This is a genomic window from Streptomyces sp. NPDC098789 (genome assembly GCF_044759975.1).
Classification (GTDB): Bacteria; Actinomycetota; Actinomycetes; order Streptomycetales; family Streptomycetaceae; genus Streptomyces.
In genome coordinates this window covers 170,534-189,022 of sequence record NZ_JBIWAJ010000008.1, presented here as the reverse complement: position 1 = coordinate 189,022, position 18,489 = coordinate 170,534, and the positions used below count along the sequence as shown (strand labels likewise).

Annotated in this window: 16 protein-coding genes and 1 pseudogene; 4 read left to right on the top strand and 13 right to left on the bottom strand. The window is 66.7% G+C overall.

Annotated elements, in window-relative coordinates; all coding sequences use genetic code 11:
* Positions 1–94: 94 nt before the first annotated feature.
* From ACIQWR_RS18910 to ACIQWR_RS18885, 6 genes are all read right to left on the bottom strand, one after another.
* Positions 95–628, bottom strand: coding sequence for an antirestriction protein ArdA (locus tag ACIQWR_RS18910; RefSeq protein ID WP_404010552.1), 534 nt, complete (start codon positions 626–628; stop codon positions 95–97).
* A 239-nt stretch (positions 629–867) separates the two neighbouring features.
* On the bottom strand, positions 868–1,200 hold the full coding sequence (locus ACIQWR_RS18905; RefSeq protein ID WP_404010549.1) for a hypothetical protein: 333 nt from the start codon (positions 1,198–1,200) through the stop codon (positions 868–870).
* Between the two features lie 75 nt (positions 1,201–1,275).
* Complete coding sequence (locus ACIQWR_RS18900) at positions 1,276–1,614, bottom strand: hypothetical protein (RefSeq protein WP_404010547.1); 339 nt, start codon at positions 1,612–1,614, stop codon at positions 1,276–1,278.
* 94 nt (positions 1,615–1,708) lie between these two features.
* Positions 1,709–2,512, bottom strand: coding sequence for a hypothetical protein (locus tag ACIQWR_RS18895; protein WP_404010545.1), 804 nt, complete (start codon positions 2,510–2,512; stop codon positions 1,709–1,711).
* A 1,518-nt stretch (positions 2,513–4,030) separates the two neighbouring features.
* Positions 4,031–4,240, bottom strand: a complete 210-nt coding sequence (locus ACIQWR_RS18890; RefSeq protein WP_404010542.1) for a hypothetical protein — start codon at positions 4,238–4,240, stop codon at positions 4,031–4,033.
* A 243-nt stretch (positions 4,241–4,483) separates the two neighbouring features.
* Positions 4,484–5,869, bottom strand: coding sequence for a uracil-xanthine permease family protein (locus tag ACIQWR_RS18885; protein WP_404010539.1), 1,386 nt, complete (start codon positions 5,867–5,869; stop codon positions 4,484–4,486).
* A 524-nt stretch (positions 5,870–6,393) separates the two neighbouring features.
* Between ACIQWR_RS18885 and ACIQWR_RS18880 the strand changes: the two are divergent.
* Both ACIQWR_RS18880 and ACIQWR_RS18875 read left to right on the top strand, forming a co-directional pair.
* A pseudogene (locus tag ACIQWR_RS18880) lies at positions 6,394–7,707 on the top strand (uracil-xanthine permease family protein); the annotation flags it as partial.
* Between the two features lie 87 nt (positions 7,708–7,794).
* Positions 7,795–8,478, top strand: a complete 684-nt coding sequence (locus ACIQWR_RS18875) for a DUF5995 family protein (RefSeq protein WP_404010537.1) — start codon at positions 7,795–7,797, stop codon at positions 8,476–8,478.
* 83 nt (positions 8,479–8,561) lie between these two features.
* Here the strand turns inward: ACIQWR_RS18875 and ACIQWR_RS18870 are convergent, their stop codons facing one another.
* The 4 genes from ACIQWR_RS18870 to ACIQWR_RS18855 form a co-directional block, all read right to left on the bottom strand.
* The gene (locus ACIQWR_RS18870) at positions 8,562–10,274 is read right to left on the bottom strand and encodes a flavin monoamine oxidase family protein (RefSeq protein WP_404010535.1); all 1,713 of its coding nucleotides are present in this window, start codon (positions 10,272–10,274) and stop codon (positions 8,562–8,564) included.
* 37 nt (positions 10,275–10,311) lie between these two features.
* Positions 10,312–11,112 (bottom strand): carbon-nitrogen hydrolase family protein, encoded by an 801-nt coding sequence (locus tag ACIQWR_RS18865; protein ID WP_404010532.1) that lies wholly within the window; start codon positions 11,110–11,112, stop codon positions 10,312–10,314.
* Between the two features lie 215 nt (positions 11,113–11,327).
* Positions 11,328–11,783: an Lrp/AsnC family transcriptional regulator gene (locus tag ACIQWR_RS18860; RefSeq protein WP_030027017.1), complete on the bottom strand. Its 456-nt coding sequence runs from the start codon at positions 11,781–11,783 to the stop codon at positions 11,328–11,330.
* A 10-nt stretch (positions 11,784–11,793) separates the two neighbouring features.
* The gene (locus ACIQWR_RS18855) at positions 11,794–13,251 is read right to left on the bottom strand and encodes an amino acid transporter (RefSeq protein ID WP_404010529.1); all 1,458 of its coding nucleotides are present in this window, start codon (positions 13,249–13,251) and stop codon (positions 11,794–11,796) included.
* 318 nt (positions 13,252–13,569) lie between these two features.
* Here ACIQWR_RS18855 and ACIQWR_RS18850 point away from each other — a divergent pair, with 318 nt between their 5' ends.
* Together ACIQWR_RS18850 and ACIQWR_RS18845 are read left to right on the top strand one after the other, a co-directional pair.
* The gene (locus ACIQWR_RS18850) at positions 13,570–14,664 is read left to right on the top strand and encodes a GDSL-type esterase/lipase family protein (protein ID WP_404010526.1); all 1,095 of its coding nucleotides are present in this window, start codon (positions 13,570–13,572) and stop codon (positions 14,662–14,664) included.
* A 9-nt stretch (positions 14,665–14,673) separates the two neighbouring features.
* The gene (locus tag ACIQWR_RS18845; RefSeq protein WP_404010523.1) at positions 14,674–15,498 is read left to right on the top strand and encodes a LytR/AlgR family response regulator transcription factor; all 825 of its coding nucleotides are present in this window, start codon (positions 14,674–14,676) and stop codon (positions 15,496–15,498) included.
* Between the two features lie 9 nt (positions 15,499–15,507).
* Here ACIQWR_RS18845 and ACIQWR_RS18840 read toward each other — a convergent pair whose 3' ends face one another.
* The 3 genes from ACIQWR_RS18840 to ACIQWR_RS18830 all read right to left on the bottom strand — a co-directional run bounded on the left by ACIQWR_RS18840 (position 15,508) and on the right by ACIQWR_RS18830 (position 18,307).
* Positions 15,508–15,939: a VOC family protein gene (locus ACIQWR_RS18840; RefSeq protein WP_404010520.1), complete on the bottom strand. Its 432-nt coding sequence runs from the start codon at positions 15,937–15,939 to the stop codon at positions 15,508–15,510.
* A gap of 122 nt (positions 15,940–16,061) precedes the next feature.
* A complete protein-coding gene (locus ACIQWR_RS18835; RefSeq protein WP_404010517.1) occupies positions 16,062–16,952 on the bottom strand; it encodes a glycosyltransferase family 2 protein in 891 nt (296 codons plus the stop codon).
* Positions 16,949–18,307, bottom strand: coding sequence for a tetratricopeptide repeat protein (locus ACIQWR_RS18830; RefSeq protein ID WP_404010514.1), 1,359 nt, complete (start codon positions 18,305–18,307; stop codon positions 16,949–16,951). Before ACIQWR_RS18830 ends, ACIQWR_RS18835 begins: the two co-directional genes overlap by 4 nt.
* Positions 18,308–18,489: the final 182 nt, after the last annotated feature.

Genomic DNA, 18,489 nt, shown 5'->3' with positions numbered 1-18,489 from the left:
CGTAGGTCCTTCCTCATTTTTAAGTGAGTCATTAGAGACTCGAAACCAGGGACTCACATTCCAACTTGAGCCCCTGACTTCCAGCCGCTAAGCGTCAGTTGTCGCGTACGAAGTGCCAGGTTCCTCCACCCTCATAGATCGCCGTCTCACCGCAGATCAGCCGCTCCGCAGCCTCACTTACTGCGATAGCCCGCATGTGGCTGTGGTACTGCTTCGGAAGTTCATCCCAGAAGTGGCCTTCCTCTCCCAGGATGTACGCGGCGTATGCGTTCTCCTCCGGCCCGATCTCTTCCTTGACTGTTCCGATGAACCGGCCTTGGCACGCCTCGTAGAGGTCGGCGACATCGACGTCCCCATGGAAGTGACGGACGATAACGGCCGGGAAATCATCCAGAGCGAGCGCGATCAAGTGCAAGTCTTCCAGAGACTCGTACTCGCCGAGTTCCAGGCCCCCGAAATCGTCATAGCCATGTATCGCGAACTCTTCCGCCCCCGGTATCGGCGAGGCGTCCAGCATGAGCTGAATCTCATGACCGATCGAGTCAGGATCTTGGGTGGCATCGATCCACTCGCCGTGAAGAATGCCGTTGTTGTAGGACGCCAAGCAGGCGGCGTAAATCTGGTGCATGGTCTACCTCTTGTACTTGCGTATGCGGTTCAGAGGAACCACGTCGGGTTGCGATAGCGTGTCATCGATGGGAAGTTCGCGTTCTATGTCGTAACGACTCTGGATAACGAGATGCGTGATGTTGGCGCGCTTCATCTTTCCGTCGTTGCCGTACACGCAGCCAACCACTTGGCCAGTGAGCCTGTATCCGTGAGCGGTAGTGAAGATGACCCACATGTTCATCTGCACTGCTGCCGGGGTTACCATCCGGACCACCACGAGCGAACCTCTTCGGGCTCCTCCTCATAGTTCTCGCGGATCACTTCATCCAGCGATGCATTCGGGTTCTCAAGGATGTGTAGTACCGCATTGACGACCATGTTCATCAGGTCTTGATCACGTTCCGAGCCGAGCTCTGCCGTAACGAGATCAGCACCAGCGTTGACCGCCGTTGCGATATCTTCCCGAGTCCAGACGTAGACCTCCCTGTGGACTCCAGCCCGAAACGTTCCCGCATGCTTGCCCACCTTCAGGACTGAAGGCGCAAGTGCTTCGAGAGCTGTCCCACGGCCGGCCTGGGGCTCCTGGTTCATCAGTGTCACTGTCTTACTCTCCATCTCGTACGAGCGGTGCATGGCCATGCATGATTGCGATGTGTTCTCGCAGCGTCACTTGCCAACCCCGGCTTCCAACTCAAGGAAGGTTTCCAGCTCCCGGAAGTTCTCTTGGAACTCGCCGATCAGCCGCCCTTCCTCTTCTGCTTCTTCGTTCTCCTCTCGGAGTTCGTACATGAAGTGCTCTACGCCGCTCATCAGCATTTCGCGAGGATCACAACCGTTCAGGATGGCGAGATGGAGAAGGTTCCCAATGAGGTCTCCACCAACCTCCCTGAGAAGTTCAGGCTGAATGGCGGTAACCCCGTCGAAGTAACCACCCTGTCCTGTCTGGGCCCCCATCGCTCGACAGGCAACCGCAGCCCAGGAAGCGCGTTCTTCGTTGTCCGGCATTGCATACCTTTCGTTCACACTCTCGATGTCTGAGAGTCCATAGCCAAGCCCGCATGTCACATTCCAACTTGCGGACCCGACTAAGGGCCATCAGCTATGCAGCCATTCGGTAGGGGTAGCGAGCCCTAGAGCACGTATTACAGGCGCGCACCATGAACTTGACTTCCGCAACGCTTCCGTACGATCCGCAATGCTTGAGCGTATCGACGTAGACACTCAGGCATTCGCAGCCACCTTCCGCGTAGTCCTCTGTGCAATCCCAGCAAAGAACGCCAGACTTCTCCGTGCTCAGCCACTCGTCACAGTCCCCACACTTGCGATACCCCAGCGATTCCACTGCATCTTCCACATCACAGGAAGAACAGTTTGAGCAGTGCGGGATCTCAGGCATTTCATTGATAACGTCCCCCGGCTCTACACCTTCGGGCAGGGTGTACAAATTTGCAATCATCTCGCATGCGTTATCCCATTCGAGGTCAGACAGGCGGTCATCATCGAGAATGGGGTACCCGGCCAATCGATTGGATATCTGGCGGGCAATCTTGAGCCCTCGAATGTCACCAGCATCGAAGGCAACGAGGCCCCGCCACTCCCAGTGTTCTACACCCGCCGCTTCAAAGGCCGCATGCGCGGCCTCTGCGTTGACCCTGATAGGGATCTCCTGACAGTCGCAGTTGTAGTAATCCCGCGAATCCCAATCAGACAAGGGTGAGCCATCCGAGTCTTCGATGAGTCCAAACCCTTTGGCTACGGTGAGACCTTTCGCGCTTTCTCGCATGTCCCACATGCCATACATGCCATGCTCACCACCTCCGTAAGAGTGCAAAGATTTCTCCGCGTACTCACGAGCGAAGCGACTGATACGGAAACCCTTACGGGCCGAATCGTTCGCGATCATTTCCCTACTCATAATCTCTCCCAATGTTTCCCGCTACGAGCTAGCGAGCCATGGACAAGCTCACATTCCAACTCGTGAACCCGCCTAAAGCTATCTAGATCACTTGCTATCGGTTAGGCAGACGCTACCTTGCCCATCTTCAAAGTGATCACCTTCCGATTGACACAGCGCATCCGTGAATCCCTCGTTATAGGTCGCTACCACATCAACCCCCGCCGTAGCCTCCCCATACAGATATCCCCCCACGAAGGTGAGGGAGGAGAACACGAACACGCACAGCATGAGTACAGCCCTGTCACGCAACTTGTATGCCTCTCTCGCTGGCTTCGAGTGCCTTACTGTCACTCACCCCCACACAGCCACTCTCAGACGCTTAGAGACGCACTGCGGACCGTTGCTCATGGCTTTGGTCCTGTGCGCTGGATACGTCGTATCGATTGGGTGTGTGAGAGTCAATCCCAGTAGTGCATTGATCTATCCATGCCGGGGCGATCACATCCCGCTATCCGCTCACTCTCCTATGACGTACTCCGAACCATGCTGCATCACATGCAGATATAGGATCGGGCGCTCTAGGTTCATCCCCGGTTATTCGCTTCGCCGGGTGTGGCCTATGTGATGTTCCTAGTCGGTTTCCCTGTAAGCCCTAGGGGCTCTTACACAGGGACCTAGTCCTAGTACCTAGGTTGTGGTCCGTACTGCCTTTGGGAGCCGTTCCTAGCGCTCCTATCGCGGCCCTGACGCCCGGATTCAGATTCAGGCCCCGTATCCACATCCCCGCTTAGCGGGTGGGTTTCGGTTGGCCTTTCCGGTCGGTGTCTCGCTGACAAGTAGAAGACTGTCACACTCCAACCTGACTGTCCACCCATGTACGCGTCAGCATTATGTATCACTGTTTGTATCAATAGGCTGCGAGCCCTTGATATCAAAGGAGACGCACGCGAAACCACATGGGTCGTCGAATGTCAATAGCGAAATGAATGATCAGCGTCACATGGATAAGGCGATGCACGCACAGGAGATACGGCCTGTCCATGTGGGTATCTCACAAGAAATGGACGCACCTGTTATCGATTATCTACATATTGGCGCTTCGTAGGCTATGCATCCCGAAGTGACGCAATACACACCACAAGAAACCTCTAGCGCATTCGAGTGTGTGCTAGCGCACCATTCTGGCGTGAGGTGTGACACCTTGTATCGATACGGCGCATCCCCCATGCGGAGCACTCAGATATGTGACGCTCCGACGTGGCTCGAATACCCTCCGATTACAGTTAATTCATTCATTCTAGGAGATATTGGCGCTAGCTTGAACGTCGCCAGAGATATTGCATATTCGCTCACTGTCTGATGAATGAACTAACCCACACACATACATACGGGGGTAATGCCTATGCATTCATTCAAAGGACCCACCAGGGGTGCCTTCCTTCCATCGTGTACGGGTATGAACTAACTAACCGCGGAAGCAAGAAAGGCGCCCGCCGGCGCCCATCTCACTCTTTCCGACCCCTTTTACTGCTTCCGCAGCCCGAACCCCAGGATGGCCGTGGCGAGTAGATCGTGAATCAAGGTCTCCCCCTCCTCCTTCGACGCGCAGGGGCGTGATTTCTCAACTCCCCCGATGTTCATGGTCGCTTGCCACCTGCCGAAGGTGTCCTGATGGACACTTCCGAGGTTCACCCAGGCTTTTCCGTCGTCATCGATCTTGATTCGCTCGTCCATATCAGCAGCCTACCGGCGTGATGTGGGTCTCAGTACGTCGTTTCGTGTCCGGCCGGCACGCAGAAGACACCGACATTTCTTGTGAGGGGGTTATATGCCCCCGAACGGAAGACCTGAGCAGCGAGGCCGGCCCCAGGGTTGCTTGAAGCGCACCCCTCCCGCCCCCCAAGAGGGCGGGAGGCGGGTTGAAGCATCACTGATGAATGAATGAACTAACCGCAGTACATTAGCTGCTACAAACAGTCACGTCGACTTCCTTGGCGTCTCGTCGTACCCCGTGGTTCCGCCGTCAAGGAGCGATGACGTGCGTGCGTCGGCTGCCGACGACAGCCAACGGAGAGCGTGGTAGCCCGTGAGGACGATCAGGGTGCCAAGTGCGATCCCGCTCAACTCGAAGTTGCTGGTGAACTTCAACGTGACACCTCCGATGCCGATGATGATGCCCGCAGCAGCCGGCACGAGGTTGAGCGGCTGAGTGAAGTCGACCTTGTTTCGAATCCAGATCTGGGCACCGAGCAGGCCGATCATGCCGTAGAGGATGACGGTGATCCCCCCGAGGACACCGCCCGGGATGGCTGCGACAAGAGCACCAATCTTCGGGCAGAGGCCGAAGAGGAGGGCGAAGCAGGCTGCGGCCCAGTAGGCCGCCGTCGAGTAGATCCGGGTCGCCGCCATTACTCCGATGTTCTCGGCGTAGGTGGTCGTTGCCGGACCTCCAACCGCCGTGGAGAGCATGGTGGCAGTACCGTCCGCAACGATAGCTGTGCCCATTCGGTCATCGAGGTCATCGCCGGTCATTTCGCCCACGGCCTTCACGTGTCCGGCGTTTTCCGCAATCAGGGCAACGAGAACGGGCAGGGCCACGAGAATGGCTGAGGTAGAGAAGGTCGGCGCGTGGAAGTTGGGCAGTCCGATCCAGTCGGCGTTGGCGACGCCACCGAAGTCGATGCGCCAGTGGTCCGTTACCTTCCCTGAACCGTCCTCGGAGTGAATCTTTCCAAGGGTTAGGTCGAGCACCCAGGACAGCACGTATCCAAAGACCAGACCCAGGAAGATGGATACGCGAGCCCAGAAGCCTCGGAGCACCACTAGGGCAAGTCCCGTGAAGGCCATCGTCGCGAGGGCAACCCACTGGTCTTGAGGCCAGTACGTTCCAGCGGTTACCGGGGCAAGGTTGAACCCGATGAGCATGACGACCGCACCAGTCACCGCGGGTGGCAATACGGCGTGGATGACCTTTCCACCGAGGATCTGAATGACGACGCCACAGAGCGCCAGGGCTGCCCCAACTACGAGCAAAGCTCCTGTCAGCGTTCCAGCGTCTCCACCCTGGCTTGTAATGACCGCTGCCACTCCTACGAAGGAGAGCGAAGAACCGAGATAGCTCGGGATTCGGCCGCGCGTCATGACAAGGAACAGCATGGTGGCAACGCCGGATGCCATGAGGGCGAGGTTTGGATCGAGCCCCATTAGTACGGGGGCGATGAAGCACGCGCCGATCATGGAGACGACGTGCTGAGCACCGAGGCCGGCTGTCCGTCCCCAGCTAAGGCGTTCGTCGGGCTTAACTACCTCTCCGGGCGCCAGATTTTTGCCGTCGCCATGCAGTTTCCAGCCGAAGCCCGCCATGTTCACTCTCCAGTTCCGCGATGCCCTGCGCGTCGCAGGACCATGGTGATTAAAGGTCGGTCATCTACCTGGGATCAAACCGGGCGCGTCGCGGCGGGTGAATGAATGAACTAACTGTCTAGCTGCTCGGGGTTCCAACGAGGTCTTCACGACTCGATCCATGATCATTAGAATCCCCCCATGGATCTTGGTGAGTCGATGACAGTTGGTGGCAGACAGAGGCCAGCGGAGTGTCCGGAGCCTTCTTCGGCTGAGACCTTCCTAAGCAACACTCTGGCCAACATCGCCACCTGGAGAGCCACCGAAGGGGCGTCCAGGCCCGTCGAGGATGCCCAAGATGAGGTAGCGGTCCGCCTAACTCCCCAGGAGTTCGAGCACATAGCCCGGCTACTCGCTGCGGATGGTTCACGCCGCTCTGTAGAGCTTCTGGATGCCCTCTCCGACCCTACTCAGGAGCGTCTGGGAGACGTTTCCGCAGGTGAGTGGGTGTCTCTTGGCCCCATGATCGCTAGTGATGTACTGTCGGAGCCACATTCGTCGCGCCGGTGCTGATGGGCCTGGATCCGAACCTGGCCATCATGATGTCCGGCATCGCGACGGTGATCTTCCTGCTCGCGACCCGCGGCCGGATCCCGTCCTACCTGGGCTGCTCCCTCTCCTTCGTCGGCGTCGCCGCCGCGATCCGGGCGGGCGGCGGGAGCAGCGCGACCGTCACCGGCGCCGTGCTCGTCGTCGGCGCGGCCCTCTTCCTCGCCGGCCTGGCGGTGCGGCACTTCGGCGCGCGGATCATCCACGCGGCGATGCCGCCGGTGGTCACGGGCGCGGTCGTGATGCTGATCGGCTTCAACCTCGCGCCGGTCACCGCCTCGACCTACTGGCCCCAGGACCAGTGGACGGCCCTGCTGGTGATGGCCTTCACCGGGCTCGCCGTGGTGTGCCTGCGCGGGTTCTGGTCCCGGATCGCGATCTTCCTCGGGCTGCTCTTCGGGTACGGCATCTCGGCCCTCTTCGACCTGCTCTTCGGCAAGATCCACTCGACGGTGGGCGGCGGCGCGGCCGTGGACCACTGGCGCCTGGACCTGTCGGGCGTGGCCGAGGCCGACTGGATCGGGCTGCCGTCCTTCCACGCCCCGCAGTTCGAGTGGTCGGCGATCCTGATCGCGCTGCCCGTGGTCATCGCGCTGATCGCGGAGAACGCCGGGCACATCAAGGCCGTCGGCGAGATGACCGGCGACAAGCTCGACGACCAGCTCGGCACCGCGATCGCCGCCGACGGCGCCGCGTCGATGCTCTCCACCGCGCTCGGCGGTCCGCCGAACACCACGTACTCCGAGAACATCGGCGTCATGGCCGCCACCCGGGTCTACTCCACCGCCGCCTACTGGGCGGCCGCCGGCTTCGCGCTGCTCTTCGGCCTGTGCCCCAAGTTCGGCGCGGTCGTCGCGGCCATCCCCGGCGGGGTGCTCGGCGGGATCACGGTCATCCTGTACGGCATGATCGGCCTGCTCGGCGCCCAGATCTGGATCAACGGCCGGGTGGACCTGCGCAATCCGCTGAACCTGGTGCCGGCCGCGGCGGGCATCATCATCGGCGTCGGCGGGGTCAGCCTGAAGATCAGCGACAACTTCGAGCTCGGCGGCATCGCGCTCGGCACCCTCGTGGTCATCACCGGCTACCACGTGCTGCGCTACTTCGCCCCGGCGCACATGAAGGAGCACGAGCCGCTGCTCGATTCGGGCACCTCGACCTACGACGCCCCGAGCGGCGAGGACCCCGCGGCAGCGGCGGGCACCCCGGACGTCCCCGGCGCCCCGGGCACCCCCACCGGGCGGTCCTGACCCTCCCGCCACGGGCAGGTTCGCCCGAACCGGCGAAGTACCGGGCCAAGTCTCCCGGGATCCCGCGCCAGCTGCGAACCTGCCTGCATGGAAGCGGTGCTCGCGCGGATGCGCGCCCTGGACGAGCGACTGCCCGAACACGACGGCGTCGCCGTCTTCAACCGGGTGTACCTGACGGTGACCGAGACCCTGCACCGCCGCATCGAGCACGGGGGCTTCCCCGGGCCGCGCCGGGCGGCGGTGCTGGGCGTGCGGTTCGCCGAGCGGTACCTGATGGCCGTCGACGCGGCCGCCGAGGGGGACCGGACGCCCGCCTGCTGGCGGCCGCTCTTCCAGTACCGGCGCCACCCGGGCGTGCGGCCCCTCCAGCACGCCCTCGCCGGGATCAACGCGCACATCGGGCACGACCTGGCCCTCGCGGTGGTCACCACCTGCCGCACCCTGGACTGCGAACCGGCGGCGCTGGAAGCCGACTTCGACCGGGTCGGCGACACGCTGGTCGCCCTGGAGGAACGCATCCGGGAGGAGCTGATGCCGGGGCCCGACCTGCTCCAGATCGCCGATCCGCTCACGCACCTGGTCGGCTCGTGGAGCCTGCAGCGCGCCCGGGACGGCGCCTGGGCCTCGGCCCGGCTGCTGTGGACCCTGCGCCGCTCCCCCGACCTGGCCGAGGAGTTCGAGGAATCCCTGGACGCGGGCGTCGGCCTGGTCGGCCGCTGCCTGCTGACACCGGTCCGGCAGAAGACCGGCTCCGCCTGGGCGGTGGGGTAGCCCCGCCCCCGGACCCCGACATGGGAACGGGCCGCCGCCGCGCTCGTGGCGCGGGGGCGGCCCGTGGTTCAGCGGAGGGACGGTCAGTCCTCGGGCAGCTCCACCGGGGCGATGGCGTCGTAGAGGTCGCCGGGGCCCGGGTTGGTCGAGTCGGTCGCGCCACCGAGGTGGTGCATGACGCCCCACACCGCGTTCAGCGCGGTCTGCACGGCGCCCTCGGCCCAGCCCGCCGTCCAGGAGATGTCGTCGCCCGCGAGGAAGATGCCGCGCTTGTCCTCGGGGAGGCGGTCCTGCATGAAGTGGGTGAACAGGCGCCGCTGGTAGCGGTAGTGGCCCGGCAGGTTCGCCTTGAAGGCGCCCATGAAGTAGGGCTCGTTCTCCCAGGAGACGGTGACCGGGTTGCCGATGACGTGACGGCGGATGTCGACCTTGGGGTAGATCTCGCCGAGGGACTTCAGCATGACCTCCATCCGCTCGTTCGCGGACAGCGGCAGCCACTTCAGGCTGTCGTCGCACCAGGTGTAGGAGAGGCAGATGACGGCCGGCTTGTCCGGGCCGTTGTCCAGCAGGTAGGTCCCGCGCGTCATCCGGTCGGTGAGCGTCATCGACATGACGTCGCGGCCCGTCGGGTTCCCCTCGTCGTCGACGGCCTTGTCGAGCCAGAACGGCCGGTCGACGGGGACGAAGAGCTTGGACGACTCCATGTAGTGGGTGCGCTCGATCGCCGTCCAGTGGTCGATCGGGAAGAGCGTGTCGTCGCACTCGATCTTGGACAGCAGCATCCAGGACTGCGCCGTGAAGATCGCGGCGCGGAAGGTGCGGATGTCGCCGGAGGCGTCCGTGACCGTGATGTGGTTGCCGGCCGTGCGGTGCAGACGGGTGACCGCCGGCCGCGGGGCGCCGTCGTGCAGGGTGGACAGCGAGGTGCCCTGGGCCCAGTGGAGGATCTTCTCGGGCGCGCGGTCCCACATGCGCAGCGGCAGCTGCTGCGAGCCGCCGACGATGCCGCGGTGGTGGTCGTCCGCCTCGGTGTAGACGACGCGGAGGATCTCCAGGATGGAGTTCGGGAAGTCGGTGTCCCAGCCGCCGGTGCCGAAGCCGACCTGGCCGAAGATCTCGCGCTTGCGGAAGGACTGGAAGGCCTCGGACTTGCAGAGGAACCCGTAGAAGGTCTCGTCGTCGAGCTTCGCGACGAGCTTCGCCCAGATCTCGCGGATGCGCGGGACGTCCCGCTCGCGCATCGCGGTGTTCATGTCGGAGAAGTCCGCGCCCTCGTCGAGGCACGCGTTCCACGCGGCGGCCACGTCGCGGTAGACCTGCGGGAGGTCGGCGATGGTCTCGGCGTAGTGCGTCTCGCCCTTGAGGTCGACGACCGTGGAGGGGGTGGCCTCGGCGAGCGGGTTCGGGAAGGACTCGGTCACCAGGCCGACGAGGTCGATGTAGTGCTGGAGCGCGGTGGAGGACGGCGGGAAGCGCATGGCGCCCATCTCCGCGGTCAGCCCCTCCGTGCCGGCGCCCTCGAAGCCCACGGTGCGCAGCCGGCCGCCGATCTGGTCGGCCTCGTAGACGACGGGCTTGAGGCCCATCTTCATCAGCTCGTACGCGGAGATGATCCCGGACAGCCCGCCGCCGATCACGGCGACCTCGGTGCCGTGCTCGGTCGCCGGTATCTGACCCAGGCCCGCCGGGTGGGCGAGGAAGTCGTCGTAGGCGTACGGGAAGTCCGGACCGAACATGGTGATCGGCGGCTGTCCGTCGCTGTGCGGAACGGCGGTGGTGGGGACCGTGGACGTCATGGGGGCACGTCTCCTTGCGGCAGGGCTGGGGAAGGGGTCAGATCAGGGAGGCGTAGAGCCCGGGGCGGCGGTCGCGCAGGTACGGGTTGTCGGCGCGCGACGCCTGGAGCAGCTCGGGGTCGACCTCGCCGAACACCAGCTCCTCGCCGCGACCGGCGCGGGTGCGGGTGGTGCCGTCGGGGCCGGCCAGGGAGCTGAGTCCGACGAACTCGAACTCGCCCTCGGGGCCCGTGCGGTTGACGTACGCGATGTACATCTGGTTCTCGAAGGCCCGGACCGGTACCAGCTGCTCGGCGACGAACTGGAACGGGTGCATCTGCGCCGTCGGCACGAGGAGCAGGTCGGTGCCGGCCAGCGCGTGGGAGCGGACGTTCTCCGGGAACTCGACGTCGTAGCAGATCATGATGCCGACGCGGAGGCCGTTCAGGTCCGCCTGGACGACGGGGGCGTCGCCGGGGGTGAAGGCGTCCTGTTCGAAGCAGCCGAAGAGGTGGGTCTTGCGGTAGTTCGCCAGGCGCGTGCCGTCGGGGCCGACCAGCTGGGCGGAGTTGAAGACGGCCGCGCCGTCCCGCTCGGGGTAGGCGTACAGCACGGCCACCCCGTGGCGGCGGGCGATCTCGCCGACGGCGACGGCGGACGGGCCGTCGCTGGTCTCGGCGAGCCCGGCGATCTCCTGGACCTCCAGGGCGTACCCGGTCAGGAACATCTCCGAGGTGACCAGGAGCCCGGCCCCGCTGCCCGCCGCGCGTCCGACGGCCTCGTCGAGGGCCGTCAGGTTCGCGGCGACATCGCCGGGCCGTCCGGAACTCTGGAGGAGAGCGGTGCGCAGGGCAGGCATGGACGACCTCTGGGGCAGGAGGGGCGGGTTCCTATAGACGGTACGGATGCCGCCGACGGTCGACAAGGCGTGTCCGTTGCGTCCAGCCGAGCGATTCGTTGCGTCTTTCAGGCCCGTAACGGCGATTCGTTGCGTCACCCTTCGGGTCTACGCAGCTTTCCCCGGTGCCTACGCCGGGCCCGCCCGGGCCCACCCCGGGCCGTACGCGGGAAGTGTTACGCCGGGGCGCCCGAGGTGAAGCGGCGCAGCAGCGGGGAGAGGACCAGGACGGACTTCGTCCGCTCCACGAACGGCTCGCCCGCGATCCGCTCCAGCACCCGCTCGAAGTGGCGCATGTCCGAGGCGAAGATCTGGACCAGCGCGTCCGCGTCGCCCGTCACGGTCGACGCGGACACCACCTCGGGATACCGCTCCAGGCCCCGCCGGATGTCGTCCGGCGAGGTGTTGTGGCGGCAGTAGATCTCGATGAAGCCCTCGGTCTCCCAGCCCATCGCGGCCGGGTCGACACGGACGGTGAAGCCGGTGATGGCCCCTTCGGCGCGCAGCCGGTCCACGCGCCGCTTGACCGCCGGGGCGGAGAGGCCGACCTCGGAGCCGATGTCCGCGTAGGAGCGGCGGGCGTCCTCGGCGAGGGCGTGCACGATGCGTTCGTCGAGATCGTTCAGTCGCACTGCGGGTGGATCACTTCTCTGCCGTGGCCAGTCGGGAGCGGCGGATGCCGTACAGGAAGTACACCACGAGGCCGACGGCCATCCAGCCACCGAAGGCGACCCACGTGGCGGACGGCAGGGTGTACATCAAGTACGCGCAGGCGAGGAAGCCGAGGATCGGCGTGACCGGGAAGAGAGCGACCTTGAAGGTGCGGGGCATGTCGGGCTTGGTCCGGCGCAGGATCACGACGGCGATGTTGACCAGCGCGAAGGCGAAGAGCGTGCCGATGCTGGTGGCGTTCGCCAGCTCACCCAGGGGGATGAACGCGGCGAGGGCGCCGCAGAAGAGGGAGACGATCAGCACGTTGGCGCGGGGGGCGCCGGTCTTGGCGTCGACCTTGGCGAAGACCTTGGGGACGAGGCCGTCGCGGGACATCGCGAAGAGGATGCGGGTCTGGCCGTAGAGCACGGCGAAGACCACGGAGGCGATGGCGACGACGGCGCCGGCGGCGAGGACGACGCCCCAGAAGCTGTGGCCGGTGACGTCGGTCATGATCTTCGCGAGCACGGCCTCGGTGGCGCCGAAGTCCTTCCACGGCATGGCGCCGACGGCGACGAAGGCGACCAGGATGTAGAGGACGGTCACGATGCCCAGCGAGAGCATGATCGCGCGCGGCAGGTCGCGCTTGGGGTTCTTCGCCTCCTCACCGGCGGTGGAGGCGGCGTCGAAGCCGATGTACGAGAAGAAGAGCGTGGAGGCGGCGGCGCTGATCCCGGTGACGCCCAGCGGGGCGAGCGGGGTGTAGTTGCCGGACTTGATGCCGATGACGCCGATGCCGATGAAGAGGAACAGCGTGACGATCTTCACGATGACCATGATCGTGTTGATCCGGGCGCTCTCCTTGGCACCGCGCAGCAGGAAGACCATGGCCAGCAGGACCACGACCAGCGACGGCAGGTTGATCCAGCCCCCGTCGCCCATCGGGGCGGTGGAGAACTTCTCGGGGATGGTGATGCCTATCGTCCCGTCGAGCAGCTCGTTGAGGTACTCGCCCCAGCCGACGGCCACGGCCGAGACCGACACCGCGTACTCCAGGACCAGGCACCAGCCGCAGATCCAGGCGATGAACTCGCCCATGGTCGCGTAGGAGTACGAGTACGAGGACCCGGAGACCGGGACCGATCCGGCCAGCTCCGCGTAGGACAGGGCGGAGAAGAGCGCGGTCAGGCCCGCGATGACGAAGGAGATCGTGACGGCGGGTCCGGCCTTGGGGGCGGCCTGGCCGAGGACGACGAAGATGCCGGTGCCCAGCGTCGCACCGATGCTGATCATGGTCAGCTGCCACATCGTGAGCGAGCGGCGCAGGGTGCCGCCCTCGCCCTGACCGCCCTCGGCGACCAGCTGGTCGACCGGCTTGCGGCGCAGCAGCGGGTGGACGGGCCTGCGGGGCGGGGACGTGAGCGGTGGCGCCTGGCCGTGATCGAGCACGAGGGAACTCCTTTGTCACTGCGGGTGGGGTTGTCAGGCGTTCGACCGCAGCGGTCCGGAGCAGGAACAGGCAGGGCGAAGCGTGCCTGGGCATGGGGGGACCGCCGAGCAGGCGGTCCACGCCACTCCACGTACAGCGAGTGAGCCTACGAGCTGAGTGATACCGCCCGTAATGCACCATCCTTGCACATTGCCGCATTATCATTGCGCGGATCTGGCCACAATGGTCCTTTGTTGCGCGCAGATGATCGATCAGTGCGCGGGCCCCTTTCGACCCCTTTCATTGACACCTCGTCAGATTTCGCGCAGCGTGCCCGCATGGATCAGGACCTGCACGACCAGCGCTGGCTGGACCCCGGCCCCTTCCTGCGCGGAGTGGCCTGGCTGGAGAAGGGGCGGCCCGTGCGCGCGGATCCCGCCGACACGGCGCGGCTGCCCTGGGACACCGGCGAACGGGCCACCCTGCCGATCGGGGTGCGCCTGGAGTTCACCGCCGGGCCCGCGGCGCACGCGGTGGAGATCCGCTACCGGGCCACCGTGCCCGGACCCACCGACGCGCTGCGCGACCTCGCGCACGGCTTCGCCCTGTGGGACCGGACCGGGCGGCTGGGCGAGGTCTTCACCGAACCGGCCGCGGAGGCCGTCGTGCGCATAGGGCTGCCGCCCGGCGGCGGCCCCTTCACCCTCCACCCGCCCGAGGCCCAGGCCCCGCTGGTGCTGGGCCTGCGCGGGGTCGGCGGGCCGCTCGCCCCGGCGCCGCGGGCACCGCGCTGGGTGGTGCACGGGGACTCCATCACCGAGGGCTGGTGGTCCACCCGCCCCGCCCACGGCTGGACCGCCGTGGCCGGCCGGGCGCTGGGCTGGGACGCCGTCAACCTCGGCTACGCGGGGGCCGCCCGCGGCGAGCTCGCCACCGCCGAGCAGCTCGCCGCCCTGCCCGCCGACGCCCTGACCCTGGCCTTCGGCACCAACTGCTGGTCGCGGGTGCCCTTCTCCGCCCCCCTCATGTACGAGACCACGCGCGCCTTCGTCGAGCTCGTGCGCCAAGGGCACCCGCGGACCCCGCTGCTGCTCCTGTCCCCCGTGCTGCGCCCCGACGCCGAGCGCACCCCGAACCGGCTCGGCGCCACCCTGGGCGCGCTGCGCGACGCGATGGAGCGCGCCGTGCGGGAGCGGGTCGCGGCCGGGGACGGGCGGCTCGTGCTGCTCCCGGGGCGCGATCTGCTGGACCCGGGCCACCTGGCCGACGGGCTGCACCCCAACGACGAGGGGCACCGGGTGTTGGGGCTGGCCGTGGCCGCGGCCCTGCGCCGGGCCGGGTTCGCCGGCGCCGCCGGCCGACCGGGCCCCGGGATCCCGCGGGGCCGCGACGGTGACGCACACCCCGTTCCGCCCCTCGGGGGCCCTCTCTAGACTGCCCCCATGCTGCGCGTACTGGCCGTCGACGACGAGAAACCGCTCCTGGAGGAGCTGCTCTACCTCTTGCGCTCCGACCCGCGCGTGGGCGCGGCGGTCGGGGCGTCCGACGCCACCGAGGCCCTGCGCCGCATCACCCTGGCCGTGGAGTCGGGCCCGGAGGGGGCCGACGGGCTCGACGTGGTCTTCCTGGACATCCACATGGCGGGGCTGACCGGGCTGGACATCGCCCGGCTGCTCGCCGGGTTCAGCTCGCCGCCGCTGATCGTCTTCGTCACCGCGCACGAGGGCTTCGCCGTCCAGGCCTTCGACCTCAAGGCGGTGGACTACGTCCTCAAGCCGGTCCGGCCGGAGCGGCTGGCCGAAGCCGTGCGCCGGGTCTGCGCACTGCTGGGCCACGACCGGGAACCGGCCGCGGCGCCCACCGCGCCGTCCGGCGCTCCGGTCGCCGCGACTGCGACTGCGGGCGTGGCGCCGGCCACCGGTGCGGAGCGGGCCGCCGAGCAGATCGCGGTCGAGTTGGGCGGGGTGACCCGGTTCGTGGCCATAGCGGACATCGCCTACGTCGAGGCCCAGGGGGACTACGCCCGGCTGCACACCGGCGAGGGCAGCCATCTGGTGCGGATCCCGCTGTCCACGCTGGAGGAGCGCTGGGCCGCGCGGGGCTTCGTACGGATACACCGGCGCCACCTGGTGGCGCTCGACCGGATCGACGAACTGCGCCTGGACGCGGGCACCACCAGCGTCCGGGTCGGCGCCGCGGAACTCCAGGTGAGCCGTCGTCACGCCCGCGAACTGCGCGACCTCCTGATGCGCAAGGCCACGGGCTGAGGGGGCCTATCAGGCGAGGCAGAACTCGTTGCCCTCGATGTCCTGCATCGTGATGCACGACTCATTGAAGCCATCGGCGCGTTGCGTCAGCACGTGCTTCGCGCCGAGCGCCGTCAGTCGTGCGCATTCGGCCTCCAGCGTGGCCAGGCGCTCGTCACCCACGAGCCCCGTGCCGACCCGTACATCGAGGTGCAGCCGGTTCTTGACGACCTTGCCTTCGGGAACTCGCTGGAAGAGCAGGCGCGGGCCCACACCCGAGGGATCGGTGCACGCGAAGTAGACCGCGTCCTCGGGCGGCAGCGAGTGGTAGTACTCCTCCCACGTGGCAAAGCCCTCCGGGACTGCCGGTACGACGTACCCCAGCACCTCGCACCAGAATTCGGCGAGGCGCGTAGGTTCCGCGCAGTCGAAGGTCACTTGGAACTGCTTGATCATGGACATCGGCGCACGATAACAGGGGCCCCGATCATCTCCCCGAGCGGGTGGACCCACAGGTCGCCGGGACGACGGCCCCCGCCATCCGCTGCTGTGTCGTGCGGTCACAGGGGGAACCGAGATGGGCTTCAGATGACCGGGGGGCGGCCCAGCCTGGTCATCTGCCATACGGTCCGCCACCGCATGGGCCGCCTTGGCGGGCAGGGCACCCGTACGCCTTCGAAGAAGCCGGCCCACCAGGCGGCCAGGCCGGACAGTGGGGGCCGCTGGGCGAGCGTGTACGCCGCCCAGGTCCCGAGGTAGACCGGGACCAGGACTGCGGGCAGGTGGCGCTTGGCCAGCCAGACCCGGTTCCGGCCGGTGTTGCGGTAGTAGACCGCGTGCCGGGACGCCGCGGTGCGGGGATGTTGCAGGACCATGTCCGCCCGGTAGTCGATCTCCCAGCCGGCGTCCAGCGCCCGCCAGGCGAAGTCTGTTTCCTCGTGGGCGTAGAAGAACTCAGCGGGGAAGTCGCCCACTTGGTCGATCACGGCCATGCGGATGGCGTGGCCGCCGCCGAGGAACGTCGTCACCGGCCCGGACACCAGCGGGTTCCTGCCACCCGGACGGGGGACGTGCCTGCGCTGACTTGCCCCGGTCTCGTCCGCGATGCGGAAGCCGGCAATGCCCAAGTGAGGCCTGCTGGCGAACGCTTCCCGGATCAGCTGGAACGTGTCGGTGCGGGGCAGCAGGCCGTCGTCGTCCAGGACCACGACGACATCGACGCCGCCCTGCTCGCGGAGCCGGGCCACGCCTGCGTTCCGGCCACCGGGGATCCCCAGGTTCTCCGGCAGTTCCACCCCTTCCACGGCGTCCGGGAGGCCCGGGAGCTTCACTCCCTGACCGAGGACCACGACGCTCACCGGATCGCCTTCCTGAGCGGCCACCGAGGCCAGCAGGGCCCCCAGTTCCGCGGGCCGGTCGCCCATCGTCAGGACCACAACCCCGATCTTCGGCATTCCGTTGCCTGTTCCTTTCATGCCTGGTTGTTGAGCAGGTCGGTGGCGCGCTGGTTCAGGTCTGCCGCACCGGCCAGGCCGCGGCGGCGGTACCGGGCCGCCGCGGCCTGGATCTCTCGTACCGCCTGCCGGTTGCGGTCGGAGACCACACCGCCCATGAAGTCCAGGGACCGGGCCCACAGGCCCACGGCTTCCTCGTGCCGGCGCTGTCCGGCCACCGACCGCCCCAGGTCGGCCATGGTCAGCCCGTGCTTGAGCTGGTACGTGCCCGGTGTGCGGCCCGCCAGGGCCCGCCGGTAGTGCCGTTCGGACGCCGTGTGGTCCTTCATCGCGGTCAGGGTCTTGCCCATGTGCGAGGCGACCGTGGCCGCCACCGGCCCCGAGGCCGCGGCATAGGCGGGTACCGGATCCCGCGTATCCGTCACGGCGTCCTCGGCGGCCAGAAGTGCCCGTGCCGCCTTGGCCCTCTGCCCGCCGGCCCCGTATGCCCTGGCGCACGTCACCAACAGCAGCGCCTCGGTCTGCCGGTCGACCTTCCCGGCCGCCCTGCCCAGGGCCGCTTCGGCAAGCTCGGGACATGAACCGGGATGGCCGAGATCAAGGGCTTGATGGGTGAGGGCCCGCATCATCCACGCGGCATGGCCACTCGGGTCGGCCTCACAGGCGAGCTGGTAGCCCAGCAGGTAGTACCGCTGGGCGGCGCCCTCCCGGCCGAGGTCGTGGTGTTTCCAGCCGACCAGGCAAGCCAGCTGGGCCGCCGCCCCGAACGCTTCGGCGCGGACCGTGGCGGACGGGAACCGGGCGGTCAGCATCGGTGCGACGGTATCGGTGAGGTAGGCGGTGACGGTGGTCAGGCCATGGCCGCCGCCCAACCGCTCGTCCGCGCTGCGGAACATCTCGGTCGACTGCCTGACGATCGCCACCTCGGTCGGGCCGACGCTGCCGCCGCTCTCGGCCGCTCGGAGCGTCGCGGCGACCGCTTCGTGGTCGTAGGCCAGCGGTAGGCCGACGGCAGCAGCGGTGAACGCGGCGCCGAGAAAGTCGCGGCGACGTTGCATGACGGATCTCCCGAGCTCGGCGATGACGGCCAGTGGATCGGTTTCCACGGCCCCGCCGCTTTCGCAGCCTAGACCGATCTCGGTGACCGTCACCCGCCGCTTGGTCCGTCTCGTGAGGGCCTCGGCGATGTAGAACGGCGTCTGGCCGGACGGTGTACCCCCGGCGACCCAGTAGGCGACGGCCGACGGCCCGGTACTCAATCGCTGGCCGGCCTCGGCCGCCACCGAGCGGATCTCCCTGGCCAGCGCGTAGTACGTGGCCCCGGACTCGGCGATCACGTCTGCCAATGCGCTGTTCGGCGTCCGGTCCGCTGCCAACGTCGGCCCCCTTGCAAGCGATCTTGAACGGGTTGAACGGGTTCCTACCGTCCCCACCGTACTCAGCTTTGGCCCAGGCGAGTTCACTGTTCATCAGGCCGCTCGGGGCCGTTCCACCGCTCCTTCCGAGGGAGCCCACCCCTGCCCCGGGCGGTGCCTGCCGGGTGGCGGGGAGGCGGTCC

Bases quoted from the DNA above. Each gene is read 5' to 3' on its own strand.
- ACIQWR_RS18910 (WP_404010552.1), bottom strand. From the start codon at position 628: ATGCACCAGATTTACGCCGCCTGCTTGGCGTCCTACAACAACGGCATT.
- ACIQWR_RS18905 (WP_404010549.1), bottom strand. From the start codon at position 1,200: ATGAACCAGGAGCCCCAGGCCGGCCGTGGGACAGCTCTCGAAGCACTT.
- ACIQWR_RS18900 (WP_404010547.1), bottom strand. From the start codon at position 1,614: ATGCCGGACAACGAAGAACGCGCTTCCTGGGCTGCGGTTGCCTGTCGA.
- ACIQWR_RS18895 (WP_404010545.1), bottom strand. From the start codon at position 2,512: ATGATCGCGAACGATTCGGCCCGTAAGGGTTTCCGTATCAGTCGCTTC.
- ACIQWR_RS18890 (WP_404010542.1), bottom strand. From the start codon at position 4,240: ATGGACGAGCGAATCAAGATCGATGACGACGGAAAAGCCTGGGTGAAC.
- ACIQWR_RS18885 (WP_404010539.1), bottom strand. From the start codon at position 5,869: ATGGCGGGCTTCGGCTGGAAACTGCATGGCGACGGCAAAAATCTGGCG.
- ACIQWR_RS18875 (WP_404010537.1), top strand. From the start codon at position 7,795: ATGGAAGCGGTGCTCGCGCGGATGCGCGCCCTGGACGAGCGACTGCCC.
- ACIQWR_RS18870 (WP_404010535.1), bottom strand. From the start codon at position 10,274: ATGACGTCCACGGTCCCCACCACCGCCGTTCCGCACAGCGACGGACAG.
- ACIQWR_RS18865 (WP_404010532.1), bottom strand. From the start codon at position 11,112: ATGCCTGCCCTGCGCACCGCTCTCCTCCAGAGTTCCGGACGGCCCGGC.
- ACIQWR_RS18850 (WP_404010526.1), top strand. From the start codon at position 13,570: ATGGATCAGGACCTGCACGACCAGCGCTGGCTGGACCCCGGCCCCTTC.
- ACIQWR_RS18845 (WP_404010523.1), top strand. From the start codon at position 14,674: ATGCTGCGCGTACTGGCCGTCGACGACGAGAAACCGCTCCTGGAGGAG.
- ACIQWR_RS18840 (WP_404010520.1), bottom strand. From the start codon at position 15,939: ATGTCCATGATCAAGCAGTTCCAAGTGACCTTCGACTGCGCGGAACCT.
- ACIQWR_RS18835 (WP_404010517.1), bottom strand. From the start codon at position 16,952: ATGAAAGGAACAGGCAACGGAATGCCGAAGATCGGGGTTGTGGTCCTG.